Source organism: Streptomyces sp. NBC_01276 (assembly GCF_041435355.1).
Taxonomy (GTDB): domain Bacteria; phylum Actinomycetota; class Actinomycetes; order Streptomycetales; family Streptomycetaceae; genus Streptomyces.
The window spans coordinates 5,143,128-5,157,976 of sequence record NZ_CP108442.1; the positions used below are offsets into that span (position 1 = coordinate 5,143,128).

12 protein-coding genes, 2 tRNA genes and 1 pseudogene are annotated in these 14,849 nt (G+C 73.3%); 12 read left to right on the plus strand and 3 right to left on the minus strand.

Annotated elements, in window-relative coordinates; genetic code table 11:
• The first annotated feature begins 64 nt into the window (after window positions 1–64).
• The 11 genes and pseudogenes from rsfS to OG295_RS23070 all read left to right on the plus strand — a co-directional run bounded on the left by rsfS (window position 65) and on the right by OG295_RS23070 (window position 11,822).
• Window positions 65–511, plus strand: coding sequence for a ribosome silencing factor (rsfS, locus tag OG295_RS23020; RefSeq protein ID WP_030008628.1), 447 nt, complete (start codon window positions 65–67; stop codon window positions 509–511).
• A complete protein-coding gene (locus tag OG295_RS23025) occupies window positions 508–1,164 on the plus strand; it encodes a histidine phosphatase family protein (protein ID WP_371681272.1) in 657 nt (218 codons plus the stop codon). Before rsfS ends, OG295_RS23025 begins: the two co-directional genes overlap by 4 nt.
• 113 nt (window positions 1,165–1,277) lie before the next feature.
• Window positions 1,278–1,350: transfer RNA gene (locus tag OG295_RS23030), tRNA-Ala, on the plus strand.
• 144 nt (window positions 1,351–1,494) lie between these two features.
• Window positions 1,495–1,728, plus strand: a complete 234-nt coding sequence (locus OG295_RS23035) for a hypothetical protein (RefSeq protein ID WP_030229679.1) — start codon at window positions 1,495–1,497, stop codon at window positions 1,726–1,728.
• A 146-nt stretch (window positions 1,729–1,874) separates the two neighbouring features.
• A tRNA-Ala gene (locus OG295_RS23040) sits at window positions 1,875–1,947 on the plus strand.
• Window positions 1,948–2,205: 258 nt separating this feature from the next.
• Window positions 2,206–5,079: a leucine--tRNA ligase gene (leuS, locus tag OG295_RS23045; RefSeq protein WP_371678576.1), complete on the plus strand. Its 2,874-nt coding sequence runs from the start codon at window positions 2,206–2,208 to the stop codon at window positions 5,077–5,079.
• A 131-nt stretch (window positions 5,080–5,210) separates the two neighbouring features.
• Entirely contained in the window at window positions 5,211–5,930 is a 720-nt protein-coding gene (locus tag OG295_RS23050; RefSeq protein ID WP_371678577.1) for a hypothetical protein, read from the plus strand.
• Between the two features lie 61 nt (window positions 5,931–5,991).
• The gene (locus OG295_RS23055; RefSeq protein WP_371678578.1) at window positions 5,992–6,837 is read left to right on the plus strand and encodes a DegV family protein; all 846 of its coding nucleotides are present in this window, start codon (window positions 5,992–5,994) and stop codon (window positions 6,835–6,837) included.
• Between the two features lie 956 nt (window positions 6,838–7,793).
• On the plus strand, window positions 7,794–8,429 hold the full coding sequence (locus tag OG295_RS23060) for a helix-hairpin-helix domain-containing protein (protein WP_371678579.1): 636 nt from the start codon (window positions 7,794–7,796) through the stop codon (window positions 8,427–8,429).
• Window positions 8,426–10,804 (plus strand): annotated as a pseudogene (locus tag OG295_RS23065) (ComEC/Rec2 family competence protein); the annotation flags it as partial. The gene OG295_RS23060 and the pseudogene OG295_RS23065, both read left to right, overlap by 4 nt.
• 136 nt (window positions 10,805–10,940) lie before the next feature.
• Window positions 10,941–11,822: a YceI family protein gene (locus tag OG295_RS23070; RefSeq protein WP_371678580.1), complete on the plus strand. Its 882-nt coding sequence runs from the start codon at window positions 10,941–10,943 to the stop codon at window positions 11,820–11,822.
• A gap of 8 nt (window positions 11,823–11,830) precedes the next feature.
• On the opposite strand, the gene OG295_RS23075 is transcribed toward OG295_RS23070, so the two are convergent.
• Complete coding sequence (locus OG295_RS23075) at window positions 11,831–12,073, minus strand: hypothetical protein (protein ID WP_371678581.1); 243 nt, start codon at window positions 12,071–12,073, stop codon at window positions 11,831–11,833.
• A 61-nt stretch (window positions 12,074–12,134) separates the two neighbouring features.
• On the opposite strand from OG295_RS23075, the gene holA reads away from it, so the two are divergent.
• On the plus strand, window positions 12,135–13,127 hold the full coding sequence (holA, locus tag OG295_RS23080; RefSeq protein WP_371678582.1) for a DNA polymerase III subunit delta: 993 nt from the start codon (window positions 12,135–12,137) through the stop codon (window positions 13,125–13,127).
• A gap of 162 nt (window positions 13,128–13,289) precedes the next feature.
• On the opposite strand, the gene OG295_RS23085 is transcribed toward holA, so the two are convergent.
• Window positions 13,290–14,081 (minus strand): hypothetical protein, encoded by a 792-nt coding sequence (locus OG295_RS23085; RefSeq protein WP_371678583.1) that lies wholly within the window; start codon window positions 14,079–14,081, stop codon window positions 13,290–13,292.
• Window positions 14,082–14,355: 274 nt separating this feature from the next.
• On the minus strand, window positions 14,356–14,622 hold the full coding sequence (gene rpsT / locus OG295_RS23090) for a 30S ribosomal protein S20 (RefSeq protein ID WP_266788134.1): 267 nt from the start codon (window positions 14,620–14,622) through the stop codon (window positions 14,356–14,358).
• Window positions 14,623–14,849 lie beyond the last annotated feature (227 nt).

Sequence of the window (14,849 nt, forward strand, 5' to 3'; positions counted from 1 at the left end):
GGGCGGTGTCGGCGGTACATGAGACCCTTGTAAGGATCTGCCCGCCAACCCGAAAGCATGGCCAGTGACCGCCACGGACCGCTCCATCGAGCTCATCACCGCCGCCGCCCAGGCCGCGGCCGACCGGCTCGCGCACGACATCATCGCGTACGACGTCAGCGACGTGCTGTCGATCACCGATGCCTTCCTGCTCGCCTCCGCGCCCAACGACCGCCAGGTCAAGTCGATCGTGGACGAGATCGAGGAGCGGCTGCTCAAGGAGCTCGGTGCCAAGCCGGTGCGCCGCGAAGGCGACCGCGACGCCCGCTGGATCCTGCTCGACTACGTCGACATCGTCGTGCACGTCCAGCACAGCGAGGAGCGCGTCTTCTACGCGCTGGAGCGCCTGTGGAAGGACTGCCCCGAGATCGAGCTCCCCGAGGACGCCAAGCTCACCATCGGCAAGGCCGAGGAGCACGCCAAGCTGCGCGAGGCGGCGGGCGACGACGAACTGGACGGTGATCTGTTCTGAGCACGGCCGACGCGGGCAAGTCCGGCAGGAAGATCGTCCTCTGGCGGCACGGCCAGACCTCGTGGAACCTGGAGCGCCGCTTCCAGGGCTCCACGGACATCCGGCTGACCGAGACCGGTGTGGCGCAGGCGCGCCGTGCCGCCCGGCTGCTCGCCTCCCTCCGGCCCGACGCCATCGTGGCCTCCGACCTGAGCCGGGCCTCCGCCACGGCGGCCGAGCTGGCCGCCGTCACGGGCCTGCCGGTGGAGCACGACGAGGCGCTGCGCGAGACGTACGCCGGTGACTGGCAGGGGCTCACCCACGAGGAGATCCTCGACAAGTACGGCGAGCAGTACGCCGCGTGGAAGCGTGGCGAGCCCGTCCGCCGCGGCGGCGGCGAGCTGGAGACCGAGGTGGCCGACCGTGCCGCCCCGGTGGTCCTGCGCCACGCCGGCCAACTGCCGGAGGGCGGCACGCTCGTCGTCGTCAGCCACGGCGGCACCATCCGTACGACGATCGGCCGCCTGCTGGGCCTGGAGGCGCACTACTGGGAAGGCCTCGGCGGCCTCTCCAACTGCTGCTGGTCCGTCCTCGGCGAGGGCGCGCGCGGCTGGCGCCTGATGGAGCACAACGCCGGCACGCTGCCGGAGCCGGTCCTCGGCGACGACGACTGAGGGCCGCCGCAGGGCGCCTCGGACCCGGATTTCACTTTCCGGCTGGTCACAGGCTAGAGTTCTTCTTGTTCGCAGCGAAGAACACCGGAAACGGGGGAAGCGCGGCGGAGAGCGGGGCTATAGCTCAGTTGGTAGAGCGCCTGCATGGCATGCAGGAGGTCAGGAGTTCAATTCTCCTTAGCTCCACAGTGAAGGATCCCGTCCCCAACAGGGGGCGGGATCCTTGCGTTTGTTCCCTTTGCGCTTGCTGACCCGGCCGGTACGGGCATGGCAGAATCGGACGGCCGGAGGGGGACACGACGGCCCGACGCGGGAGGGAGTCGCTGACGGATGGGTGCACACCGGCGGCGGTGCGACTGGTGCGACAACGGCACGCCGATCGTGCGGGACATGGACCCGGTCAATCCCGACTACCAGTACTGGTGCGAGGAATGCGCGCGGGCGCTGATCATAAAAGGCGACCCGATCGAGACGTACCGGGAGCTGGAGGGCGAGCCGATCTACGGCCGGCTGCTCGACGAGCACTGCACGCTGAAGCGGTTCTACCAGTTCGCACGCGCGTGACGCGGTAAGTCTGGATGATGTGGGTCATATCGGACATGGCTCGGGTTCCGCGGAAACCGATTTTTGGACCAGGGCCATGACCGTGTAATGTTTGGGACGTCGCCAAGGGGAACCGGAAACGGGAAGCCGGGCGGCAGGCAAGACGAGGGGCTATAGCTCAGTTGGTAGAGCGCCTGCATGGCATGCAGGAGGTCAGGAGTTCAATTCTCCTTAGCTCCACAGTGAAGAAGCGGGCCGCCCGGATCGGGTGGCCCGCTTCTCGTTGTGCCCGTTGTGCGGAACGGCAGAGCGTCCGCGGGAGGCCCTGCGGTACCCTGGCGCCATGCGTGCCGTACGCCTTCTGCTTACCGAGCCGCGCTGATCAGTACCGACCCCTTCGAGCGAGTCGGCATCGGCGCGGCGTCCCCTCCTGTGCGAGGGGTTTTTTCGTTTGGGCGGGCAGAGACGGCAGAGACGATCGATGGAGCTTCAGGAATCATGAGCGAGACGAACACCCCGGCCCCCGAGGCGGCCGAGGCGCACCGTTACACGGCTGCCATGGCCGCCGACATCGAGGCACGCTGGCAGGACGTATGGGACGCGGAAGGCACCTACGAGGCGCCGAACCCGACCGGCGACCTGGCCGGTGACCCGGCGGTCGTCGCACGCCCCAAGAAGTTCATCATGGACATGTTCCCGTACCCCTCCGGGGCGGGCCTGCACGTCGGCCACCCGCTCGGGTACATCGCCACCGACGTCTTCGCGCGCCACCAGCGGATGTCCGGCCACAACGTCCTGCACACCCTGGGCTTCGACGCCTTCGGCCTGCCGGCCGAGCAGTACGCCGTGCAGACCGGCACGCACCCGCGGGTCTCGACCGAGGCGAACATCGAGAACATGAAGGTCCAGCTGCGCAGGCTGGGCCTGGGCCACGACAAGCGCCGGTCGTTCGCGACGATCGACCCCGAGTACTACAAGTGGACCCAGTGGATCTTCCTGCAGATCTACAACTCCTGGTACGACGCGGACGCGAAGAAGGCCCGGCCTATCGCCGAGCTGGTCGCCGCCTTCGAGGACGGCTCCCGTGAGCTGCCCGGCGGCGCTTCCTGGGCCGCGCTGAGCGCCGGCGAGCGCGCCGACGTCCTGAACGGCTTCCGGCTGGCCTACGCCTCCGACGCGCCCGTCAACTGGTGCCCCGGGCTGGGCACCGTACTGGCCAACGAGGAGGTCACCGCCGACGGCCGGTCCGAGCGCGGCAACTTCCCGGTCTTCAAGGCCAAGCTGAGCCAGTGGAACATGCGGATCACGGCGTACGCCGACCGCCTGCTGGACGACCTGGACGCGCTGGACTGGCCCGAGGCCATCAAGCTGCAGCAGCGCAACTGGATCGGCCGGAGCGAGGGCGCGCGCGTCGACTTCCCCGTCGGTGACGCCGGCGCGATCACCGTGTTCACGACCCGCCCCGACACGCTGTTCGGCGCGACGTACATGGTGCTGGCGCCCGAGCACGACCTGGTCGGGAAGATCGTCCCGGCCGAGTGGCCCGAGGGCACGCACCAGCTGTGGACCGGCGGGAACGCGACCCCGCGCGAGGCGGTGGACGCGTACCGCAAGCAGGCCGCCGCGAAGTCGGACGTCGAGCGCCAGGCCGAGGCCAAGGACAAGACCGGCGTCTTCACCGGCGCGTACGCGACGAACCCGGTCAGCGGCGACCTGGTCCCCGTGTTCATCGCGGACTACGTGCTGATGGGCTACGGCACCGGCGCGATCATGGCCGTCCCGGCGCACGACAGCCGCGACTTCGAGTTCGCGCGCGCCTTCGAGCTGCCGATGCGCTGCGTCGTGCAGCCCACGGACGACCGTGACGCCGACCCGCTGGAGTGGGAGGACGCGTTCTCCTCGTACGACGGCACCATCGTCAACTCGACGGGCGAGGGCGTCTCGCTGGACGGCCTGGGCGTCGTCGAGGCCAAGGCCGCGATCACCGACTGGCTCTCCGGGCGCGGTATCGGCGAGGGCACCGTCAACTTCCGGCTGCGCGACTGGCTGTTCAGCCGCCAGCGCTACTGGGGCGAGCCCTTCCCGATCGTCTACGACGAGGACGGCGTCGCCTACCCGCTGCCCGAGTCGATGCTGCCGCTGGAACTGCCGGAGGTCGAGGACTACTCGCCGCGCACCTTCGAGCCGGACGACGCGACCTCCAAGCCGGAGACCCCGCTGTCCCGCAACGAGGCGTGGGTCAACGTCGAGCTGGACCTGGGCGACGGCCGCGGGGTGCGCGCGTTCCGGCGCGAGACCAACACCATGCCGAACTGGGCCGGCTCCTGCTGGTACGAGCTGCGCTACCTGGACCCGAACAACGGCTCGGCCCTGGTCGACCCGGCGATCGAGCAGTACTGGATGGGACCGAACGAGGGCGCTCCGCACGGTGGCGTCGACCTGTACGTCGGCGGTGCCGAGCACGCGGTCCTGCACCTGCTGTACGCGCGGTTCTGGTCCAAGGTCCTGTTCGACCTGGGACACGTCTCCTCGGCCGAGCCGTTCCACAAGCTGTTCAACCAGGGCATGATCCAGGCCTACGCGTACACGGACGCGCGCGGCGTGTACGTGCCGGCGGCCGAGGTCGAGGAGCGCGACGGCGGCTACTTCCACCAGGGCGAGCCCGTCAAGCGCGAGCACGGCAAGATGGGCAAGTCCCTGAAGAACGCCGTCACGCCCGACGAGATCTGCGAGGAGTACGGCGCGGACACCCTGCGCCTGTACGAGATGGCGATGGGCCCGCTGGACGTCTCGCGCCCGTGGGACACGCGTGCCGTGGTCGGCCAGTACCGGCTGCTGCAGCGCCTGTGGCGCAACGTCGTCGACGAGGAGAGCGGCGCGGTCACCGTCGTGGACGGTGAGCCGGGCGAGGACACCCTGCGCGCCCTGCACAAGGCGATCGACGGGGTCGGCGGCGACATGGCGGGCCTGCGGTTCAACACCGCCATCGCCAAGATCACCGAGCTGAACAACACCCTGACGAAGGCGGGCCGGCCGCTGGAGCGCTCGGTCGCCGAGCGGCTGGTGCTGCTGGTCGCCCCGCTGGCGCCGCACATCGCGGAGGAGCTGTGGCGCCGGCTGGGCCACACCGACTCGGTGGTCCACCAGGACTTCCCGGTCGCGGACCCGGCGTACGTCGTGGACGAGACCGTCACCTGCGTGGTGCAGGTCAAGGGCAAGGTCAAGGCGCGCCTGGAGGTGCCGCCGGCCATCTCGGACGCGGACCTGGAGCAGCTGGCGGTCACGGACGCGGCCGTCGTGGCGGCCCTGGGCGGCGCCGAGATCCGCAAGGTGATCGTGCGCGCGCCGAAGCTGGTGAACATCGTCATCTGAGCCATCTGAGCCGAGTGGACCCCCGGCATGGGGGAGATCCCGTACGGGCAGGTTGGGGGTTCGTTTGGAACCCCCGACCTGCCCGTGGCGTTTACGGTGGAAGGGGACGGACGGCGGAGGAAGGAAACCTCATGGAGGCGGGCGCTTTGATCATCTTTGCCCTGTTGGTGCTGTTCGCCTTTCTGGGGCTGGGCGTGTGGGTCACCGTGAAGGTGGTCGGCGCGGCGAAGCGCGGCGTGGACCGGACGATCACCCAGGCCCGCCGCCACGTCGAGGACACGACCCTGAAGGCGAAGAGCCTCGGTCAGGTCGGGGTCGCGGGGGCCCTGGCGCAGTTGCGGCTGGATCTGCGGACCTCGATGCGGGCCACGCAGCAGGCGCTGTACCAGGGGGTGCAGACGGACAGCTCGCTTAAGGAGTCGATCGGGCTCTTCGAGCGGCTGAGCGCGCACGGCCACGAGCTCGACGAGGAGCTGAAGCGGCTGGAGCAGGAGCCGGACCGGCGCCGGATCGCCGACGGCCTTCCTGAGCTGCGGGAACGCACCGCGAAGATCAAAGAGGCCTCGGACTCGCTGCGGTGGGCCGCGCGGGACCGGGCCCGCAGGTTCGCGCAGGACGACCTCACGGCCCTGTCGGAGCAGATCGAGGTCGAGTCGGGGGCGCTGCGGGACTGGTCCCGGGAGTCGGTGGACGACCTCGCGGCCGCGGCGGAGACCGCGGCGAAAGCCGGCGGGGCTGCTGCCGGTGGCGGGGCTCCGGCCGCCGGGCCGCGCCCGGCGGCGCTGAACCCCTCCACACCGGTGACGCACTACCCCTGGCAGAAGACGCCCAGGCCGGAGGCCACCACCTGAAGGGAGGGGCGGGCGAGGGCCGGGCTGCCGGATGCACCGCAGTGGCGGTAACCTCCGGCTCATGTCCCGCCATGTCGCGATCGTCACCGATTCCACGGCCTATCTGCCCCCACCGGCGATGGCGCGGCACGGAATCACCGCAGTCCCCCTGACCGTGGTCCTGGGGGACGAGGCCCTCGAAGAGGGCACCGAGATCTCGGCCCGCAGCCTCGCCGTGGCCCTCCAGAAGCGCCGGCCCGTGACCACCTCCCGCCCAGGTCCGGAGGAGTTCGTACGGGCCTACCGGGCGGCCGCGGACGCCGGTGCGACGGGCATCGTGAGCCTGCACCTGTCCGCCGAGTTCTCGGGCACCTACGACGCCGCCGTGGTCGCGGCCAAGACGGCCCCCGTCCCGGTCCGTGTCGTCGACACCGGGATGGTCGCGATGGCCCTCGGCTTCTGCGCCCTCGCCGCGGCGGAGGCGGCCGACGCGGGGGGCTCCGTCGACGAGGCCGTGGCCGCGGCCGAGAAGCGGGCCGGGGAGATGGCGGCGTACTTCTACGTGGACACCCTCGACTACCTGCGCCGGGGCGGCCGGATCGGGGCCGCGCAGGCCCTCCTGGGGTCGGCACTGGCCGTCAAGCCGCTGCTGACGCTGGACGGCGGGCGGATCGAGATGCTGGAGAAGGTACGGACCGCCTCCAAGGCCATCGCGCGCCTGGAGGAGCTGGCGGTCGAGCGGGCCGGGACGCGCAGCGTCGACGTCGCCGTGCACCACCTCGCGGCCCCGGAGCGGGCCGAGAAGCTCGCCCAGCGGCTCCGCGAACGCATCCCGGGTCTGGTCGAGCTGCACGTCAGCGAGGTCGGAGCTGTGATCGGCGCGCACACCGGGCCGGGGCTGCTGGCGGCGGTCGTGTCGCCCCGCTGATCACCGGAACGGGTGGCGGAGTTGTCCACAACGGGCGCTCCATCCACCGGAATCGGTGACTCCGAACGGGGATCGGGGATCGGTCCTAGCGTCGTGGCATGACTCTTCGCATGCGTGCCCCGCGCCGTTCCGGGGCTTCTGAAGTGGTGGTCGGTCACGACGCCGCCCTGCGGGGCGGGGGTGGCGCGGGTGGTGCTCGCGGGTTGGGTGCCGCGCCTGGGCGGGTCCGTGGCTCCGACGGGCGGATCCGGTCGAGGCCCCGGGCGGACCCCGCCGTGGTACGGCGCCGGGCGCAGGCCCTGCTGGCGGGCAACCCGCGGGCGACGCCGGGAGCGGCAGGGGCAGGGGCGGGACCGGGGTCGAGGCCGGGGGCGAACCCCGGGGCCGGGGTGCTGTCGCAGCTGGAGCCGCAGCCGCGGGCGGAGCCGGGGCCGGAGCGGCCTTCGCGGACGCGGTCGGGGCCGGGAGCCGGGGCCGGGGTGGAGGTCCCGGGGCGGGTGGCCGATCCACCGCCCGACGCGGAGCCCTGGCCGGGCGCCTATCCCCAGGTCTGGCCCGAGGTGGCGGGGCCGGCGGAGGCGGCAGCGGGGGTGACGTCGGGGGCGGCGAGGGCATTCGTCGGGCCGGTGGAGCGGACGGGGCCGGTTGGGCTGGTGAGTCCGGTTGGACTGGTGAGCCAAGAGGGTTCGGTGGGACCGGTCGAGCCAGTGGAGCCCGGGGTGACCGGGGCGGGTGGGGTGCCCAGAGTGCCGCGGGTGCGGAGAGTGTCTCTGGCGGCTGTTGGGCGGTCGGTGACCCGGGTGCCGGGGGCGCACGCCGGGCGGGGGGTGCCCGGGGGGTCGGACGAGCCGGTCGGGCCCGTGGAACCGGCCGTCCGGGCGGCGGAGGGGCGCGGCACGTCGGCCGGGCCGAGGGGGGCCGGTGCGGGGGCTCGGTGGCCGGCGGTGCGGGAGCGGATGCCGGTGTGGGTGCAGGCCCGGTGCGGGATGGAGCCGCGGACGGTGGTGGCCGTCGCCGTCGTGTTGGTCGCGGCGCTCGGATTCGCCGCCCAGCAGTACTGGTCCGGGCGTCCGCGGCCGGTGACGGCCCCCGCGGTGGTCGCCCCGCCGTCCGTGCCGTCCTCGCCGCCCTCGGTCCCGGGCGCCCCGGCCGTCGGCGGAGGGGAGCGGATCGTGGTGGACGTCGGCGGTGGGGTCCGGGAACCGGGGGTGCGGCGGCTGCCCGGCGGCTCGCGGGTGGAGGACGCGCTGGCCGCCGCCGGGGGAGTGGTGCCCGGCACCGACACCACCGGGCTCAACCGGGCCCGGATCCTGGTGGACGGCGAGCAGGTGCTGGTGGGAGCCACCGCGCAGCCGGGTCAGGGCGGCCCGGGAAGCCCGGGGGCTGCCGGACCGGGCCCCGGCCCGTTGAGCCTGGCCAGTGCCACCGTCGAGCAGCTGGACGGGCTGCCCGGGGTCGGCCCGGTGCTCGCGCGGCACATCGTCGACTTCCGTACCGCCCGGGGCGGCTTCCGCACCGTCGAGGACCTCCGGCAGGTCGACGGCATCGGCGAGCGCCGGTTCGCCGACCTGCGCGGGCTGGTGCGGCCGTGAGCACCCCGGAGCGGGGCGGGGCCGTGGCGGTGGACCTGCGGCTGGCGGGGCCGGCGGTGGCCGTCTGGGGAGCGGCCGCCCTCGCGCTAGGGCTGCCCGGGGCGTGGACCGCCGTCGGAGCGGGGCTCGCGGTGGCCGTGGCGGGGGTGCTGCTGCTGGCGGCCTCCCGCCGGCCGCAGCCGCTGTGGCGGGTAGGTACGGCCGCGGCCGCCGCGCTGCTGTGCGCGGCCGCCGGGGCGGGGGTGGCCGGGCTGGAGCGGGCGGAGGCGCGGGCGGGGCCCGTGGCCGGGCTGGCCCGGGAGCACGCCCGGGTCCTGGTGGAGCTCACCGTCGGCTCGGACCCCCGCGCCACCCGGGGCGGGAGCGGGCCGCCCGGGGTGGTCCTGGACGCGGTGGTGACCCGGGTGACCGGGCCCGACGGGGTGACGACCCGGGTCCGGACACCGGTGCGGGTGCTGGCCGGGCACCCGGGATGGGCCGCGCTGCAACCCTCGACCCGGCTGACGGTGGCCGCCCGGCTGGCACCGGCGCTGGACGGGGAACGGGCCGTGGCGCTGCTGCGGCCGGCCGTCGGCACCCCGCCCGGGGTGAGCGGCGGCCCCGGTGCGGCGCAGCGCCTGGCGGGGAGCCTGCGGGCCGGGCTGCGGGAGGCCACCGAAGGGCTCCCCGCCGACGCGCGGGCCCTGCTGCCGGGGCTGGTGGTCGGCGACACCTCCCGGGTGCCGCCCGACCTGCACGCGGCGTTCGAGGCCACCGATCTGCTGCACCTGCTGGCCGTCTCCGGGTCCAACCTGACCGTGGTGCTGTACCTGCTCATCGGGTCCCCGGCCCGCGCGCAGCAGGCCGAGCGGAGCGGGCTCGCGCCCCGCCTGGGGCTGTCGCTGCGGGCCACGGCCCTGGGCGGGGCCGCGCTGACGCTGGCGTTCGTGGTGGTGTGCCGGCCCGAGCCGAGCGTGCTGCGGGCCGCCGCCTGCGGGGCGGTGACCCTGCTCGCCCTCGCCACCGGGCGGCGCAGGTCCCTGATCCCGGCGCTGGCCGCGGCCGTGGTGCTGCTGGTGCTGTACGACCCGTGGCTGGCGCGCAGCTACGGTTTCCTGCTCTCCGTGCTGGCCACCGGGGCGCTGCTCACCCTCGGGCCGAGGTGGGGCGAGGCCCTGCGGCGGCGGGGGATGCGGCCGAGGCTCGCCGACGCGCTCGGGGCGGCCGCCGCGGCGCAGGCGGTGTGCGCGCCGGTGGTGGTCGTGCTCTCCGCCCGGGTGAGCCTCGTCGCGGTGCCCTGCAACCTGTTGGCGGAGCTGGCGGCGGGTCCGGCCACGGTGCTCGGCTTCACGGTCCTCGCAGTGGCCCCGCTGTCCCTGCCCGCGGCGAAGGCGCTCGCCTGGTGCGCGGGGGTACCGGCGGGGTGGATCGCGGCCGTGGCGCGGGCGGGGTCCCGGCTGCCGGGGGCGGAGCTGCCCTGGCCCGGCGGGCTCGGCGGAGGGCTGCTCCTGGTCCTCGTCACGGCGGCCGTCGTCGGGCTCGGAGTCCGCTACGGACGGCGGCGCGGGGTCCGGGCCGGCCTGGTGGTGTTGCTGCTGGTCGCGGTGGTGCGGCCGCCGCTGCCGACCCGGGTGATCACCGGCTGGCCGCCGCCGGACTGGACCTACGCGCAGTGCGCGGTGGGGCAGGGGGACGCCGCCGTCCTCTCCGCCGGTCCCGGGACGGCCGTCGTCGTGGACACCGGTCCGGAGCCCGGCCCGGTCGACTCCTGCCTGCGGGCCCTGGGTGTGAGACGCGTCCCACTGCTCCTGCTGACGCATTTTCACGCCGACCACGTGGGAGGGCTGTCCGGGGTGCTGCGGGGCCGCTCCGTCGGTGTGATCCAGACCACCGTCCTGCAGGAGCCGGCCGCGCAGGCGGCCGTGGTCCGGCGCACCGCGGCGGCCGCCCGGGTCCCCGTCGTCCCGACGGCGGCGGGGGAGCGGCGCAGGGCCGGGCCGCTGGAATGGCAGGTGCTCTGGCCGCCGGCTTCCGGCCCGCCCCCGGACGGCCCCAACGACGCGAGCGTCGTCCTGCTGGTGCGCACGTCGGGTCTGACGCTGCTGCTGCCGGGAGACCTCGAACCGCCCGCCCAGCAGGCCCTCTTGAGGGCGCATCCGGAACTGGGCCCGGTGGACGTGCTCAAGGTGGCCCACCACGGCTCGGCGCACCAGGACCCCGGTCTGCAGGACCGGATCCGGCCACGACTCGCGATCGTCCCCGTCGGCGCGGGCAACCGCTACGGACACCCCGCACCGGGTACGCTCGCGCAGCTGAGGGCGCGTGGGACGACTGTGCTGCGCACGGATCGGGACGGCTCCGTGGCCGTCGCCGGAAGCGGCTCGGGGATGCGAGCATTTCCAGCCGGACGGCGCCGGAACCGGCGTGGTCATACCGGGCGCGACCGCTCTGTTTGCCCACAACCCGACAGCATGATCGAATGCGTCTTCGCCAGAACGGTCCAAGTCCACACAGCACGGGGGTGCATTAGCCATGTTCGGTCGCAGACGGGGGATGGAGACGGCGGGGAGCGCCGGCTCGCACACATCCGCGACCCTTTCACTGCCGCCCACGGCGCGGTTGTTGAGCTGCAGGGTGCTCGATACGGTCCACCAGCCCATCCGCCAGGCCAAGTTCGAGGTGACCGACCCGATCGGAAGACGGGTCGTCAGCGGGGAGACAGACCCCTACGGCGGGTTCACGGCGGCCATGCCGGAGGGGGAGTACCGGCTCTCGGTCACCGCGGAGGGGTACGCGCCGTTCCACGGTGCCACGCTGGTGGGGGACCCGGCGCAGCCCGGCACCGCGGAGATCATCCTGGACGCGGTGGAGCCGCCGCTGCTGCCGCAGCCCGGCCACTGGGAACTCGACCCGACGCACTCCTCGATCGGCTTCACGGCCCGGCACATCGGCTTCGCCAGGATCCACGGCCGGTTCACCACCTTCGCCGGCGCGGTACGGATAGCCGAGCGCATGGAGGACTCCTCCATGCACGTCATCATCGACGCGGCGAGCATCGACACGGGTCTGCGGATGCGGGACGACCACCTGCGCTCCGCCGACTTCCTCGACGCCGCCCGGTACCCGACGGTCGAGTTCTACAGCGAGCGGTTCATCCACCGCAGCGGCAGCCGCTGGGCGGTCGCGGGAGCCCTGACGCTGCACGGTGTCAGCCGCTCCGTGACCCTCGACACCCAGTACCTGGGCAACGGCACGGGCCTGGAGGGCGAACCGCGCGCCGCCTGCCGTGCCACGGCCGAACTGCACCGCGAGGACTTCAGCCTGAACTGGCAGTCGGTCCTGGCGCAGGGGATCGCGGCGATCGGTTCGAGCGTGGAAGTGGAGCTGGACGTGCAGATCGTCCACAAGGCGTAGGGCCCGCCCTACGGGGCTTCCAGCCAGCCCTCGTACTCGGCGGCGAGCTCGTCCAGCGAGGCCGCCTCCAGCCGTTCCTGCGGGTCCTCGACGACCACCAGCCACTGGGCGTCCTCGGCGTCGTCCTCTCCGGCGAGGGCGTCGCGGACCAGTTGGGGTTCCTCGGGCAGGCCGAAGCGGTCGACGGCCTCCTGGGCCACCTCCTCGGCGGCGTCGCGGTCGGGCAGGACCAGTACGTGTCGCTCGTTCACCCGACCATTCTCGGGCACCGGGCGCGGGGCACTGTCGGTGCGGCGTGGGATGCTGGGGGCGATGGCCACCAGGAAGAACTCCACCGACGAACCGCTTGCCCCGCTCACCGTCGCGGTGGGGCAGGAGGACCTGCTGCTCGACCGCGCCGTGCGGGACGTCGTGACGGCGGCCCGCGCGGCCGACGCCGACACCGATGTGCGGGACCTCACGTCCGATCAGCTCCAGCCCGGCACGCTGGCGGAGCTGACGAGCCCTTCGCTGTTCTCCGAGCGCAAGGTCCTGATCGTCCGCAACGCGCAGGACCTGGGCGCGGACACGGTGAAGGAGGTCAAGGCCTACCTCGCCGCGCCGTACGAGGAGATTGCCCTGGTCCTCCTGCACGCCGGCGGGGTCAAGGGCAAGGGTCTGCTGGACGCGGCCCGCAAGGCCGGGGCCCGGGAGATCGCCTGCCCGAAGATGACGAAGGCCGCGGACCGGCTGTCGTTCGTGCGGGGCGAGTTCCGCGCGCTGGGGCGCTCCGCGACCCCGGAGGCCTGCCAGACCCTGGTCGACGCGATCGGCAGCGACCTGCGGGAGCTGGCGAGCGCGGCGGCGCAGCTGTGCGCGGACGTCGAGGGCACCATCGACGAGGCGGTGGTCGGCCGCTACTACACGGGCCGGGCCGAGGCCTCCAGCTTCACGGTCGCCGACCGTGCGGTGGAGGGGCGGGCCGCCGAGGCCCTGGAAGCCCTGCGCTGGTCGCTGTCCACGGGAGTGGCCCCGGTGCTGATCACCAGCGCGCTGGCCCAGGCGGTCCGGGCGATCGGGAAGCTCGCCTCCGCCCCGCGCGGCGCCCGTCCGGGCGACCTCGCGCGGGACCTGGGAATGCCGCCGTGGAAGATCGACCGGGTCCGTCAGCAGATGCGGGGCTGGTCGGCGGACGCGGTCTCGGACGCCCTGCGCGCCGTGGCCGCGGCCGACGCGGGCGTCAAGGGCGGCGGGGACGACCCCGAGTACGCCCTGGAGAAGGCCGTCGTGGCCGTGGCCCGCGCGGCCCGCCCCCAGCGCCGCTAGTGCTCTGACCGGAAGGTCCACCGGGTCACGGCGCCCGGCACGCCATTCCGGCCATCGCACCAGGTCCCGCCCCCGGCGCCGCCAGGTCCTGCTGGCGTCGGCCTCCCGGCCCCGCCCGCCCCCGGTCCGCCGGGGGGTCCGCCGGGCACCCCGGCCGCGGCGTCAGGACGCGCGGGGCCGGTGTCCGGTCAGCTTCTGCCAGACGTCGCACTCCGCCTCCCAGTCGGCGAGGGCCCGCAGCAGGCGGGGGTCCGCCCGCTGCGTCTCGCCGAGGGCCGTGGCCTCCATGCGGGCCTGGTCCCGCCGCGCCGCGGTGTCGGACTCCAGCTGCTGGAGCTCGGTGTCGATCTCGGCGGTGCGTTCCCGCGCCGTCTCCCGGAAGGCCCTGGCCGCCAGCACCTGGTTGTGGATCCGGTCGCAGAAGTGCCGCACCGTCGTCTCGCGGTGGTCGGCCCGCGCGTACGAGGCGGTGCGGTGGGTGCCGTCCTGCCGGGTGACGTGGAGGAAGAGGTGCTCGCGGGCGTCCGAGAAGCTGACGGTGAGGTCGGCCAGGGGGAGCGTCTCGTCGATCCCGGTGGGAGCCTCCTCGCCTTCGGGAGCCTCCTTCATGAACAGCAGGACGTGCTGGTGCAGCCGGAGCTGTCCCAGACGGGGTCCCACGGCCGCGCCCCACCCCGGCCGCAGCAACCGCTGCCGCTCCGCCTTCAGGGTCCGGGCCTCGTGCCGGCCCCGCTGCTCGATCCCCTCGACGTGCTCCCGCGCCCGTGCCAGGTGCCGCCGCTGCTCGCCCTCCACGGCCCGCCTGTTCACACGGGTGCGGTGCAGGGCCTCGCGCTGGTCACGGTGCGCGGCGGCGAAGGCGTAGCGCCATTCGCTCATGCGGCACGGGTACAGGCGCAGCCGCCGCAGCGCCCAGAACGCTCCGAATCCCAGGACCACGAGCACTATGAGCACGGCGTTCAAGGTCCGCCCTTCTCCCCGGAGCCACGTCGCCAGCAGTGTCCCAGAGGGCCGGAGCGCGGTGAAGGGGGCCGACCCGGAAATGCGGACGGCCCACCCGGTGGGGCCGGGTGGGCCGTCAGTCACCCGGTCGGTGACCGGGGTGATGCTGTGAAGATGCTTGCGCCGCACCCGCGTGGCGAACGCAGGCCGCGTGCGGCGCGGTGTGCCGGCGAGGGAGCGGGAGAGAGGGCCCGCTGGTTCCCTACCGGCGATTCACATCAGGAGCTCAGCCCTGGAGGGTGGCAACCTTGGAGGCCAGCGCCGACTTCTTGTTGGCGGCGGCGTTCTTGTGGATGACACCCTTCGAGACAGCCTTGTCGAGCGCACGCGCGGCGGCGCGGGAAGCCACGGTGGCCTTCTCGACGTCACCGGCGAGGACGGCCTCGCGGGCCTTGCGGATCGCGGTCTTGAGCGAGGACTTGACGGCCTTGTTGCGCAGGCGCGCCTTCTCGTTCGTCTTGTTCCGCTTGATCTGGGACTTGATGTTCGCCACGAAAGAGCCTTTTCAGGTTCAGAGTTTGATCTTCGGATTGTGTCCCGACAGCTGAGAGGGCATACGAGACACAGCTGCCCAGGCTACCAGGCGCGCTCCGACCGGCCCAAACCGAGCGCACTGCCCCGTCCATGGGACCATGGGAGCCTGCGTACAGATCCGACATCGCGCCGACGAAGCCGAAGGCGACGAGATCCGACCTTCGCTGAAGAGACCGCTTCCGACTG

Bases quoted from the DNA above. Each gene is read 5' to 3' on its own strand.
- holA (WP_371678582.1), top strand. From the start codon at position 12,135: ATGGCCACCAGGAAGAACTCCACCGACGAACCGCTTGCCCCGCTCACC.
- OG295_RS23035 (WP_030229679.1), top strand. From the start codon at position 1,495: ATGGGTGCACACCGGCGGCGGTGCGACTGGTGCGACAACGGCACGCCG.
- OG295_RS23055 (WP_371678578.1), top strand. From the start codon at position 5,992: ATGTCCCGCCATGTCGCGATCGTCACCGATTCCACGGCCTATCTGCCC.
- OG295_RS23050 (WP_371678577.1), top strand. From the start codon at position 5,211: ATGGAGGCGGGCGCTTTGATCATCTTTGCCCTGTTGGTGCTGTTCGCC.
- OG295_RS23070 (WP_371678580.1), top strand. From the start codon at position 10,941: ATGTTCGGTCGCAGACGGGGGATGGAGACGGCGGGGAGCGCCGGCTCG.
- leuS (WP_371678576.1), top strand. From the start codon at position 2,206: ATGAGCGAGACGAACACCCCGGCCCCCGAGGCGGCCGAGGCGCACCGT.
- OG295_RS23060 (WP_371678579.1), top strand. From the start codon at position 7,794: ATGCCGGTGTGGGTGCAGGCCCGGTGCGGGATGGAGCCGCGGACGGTG.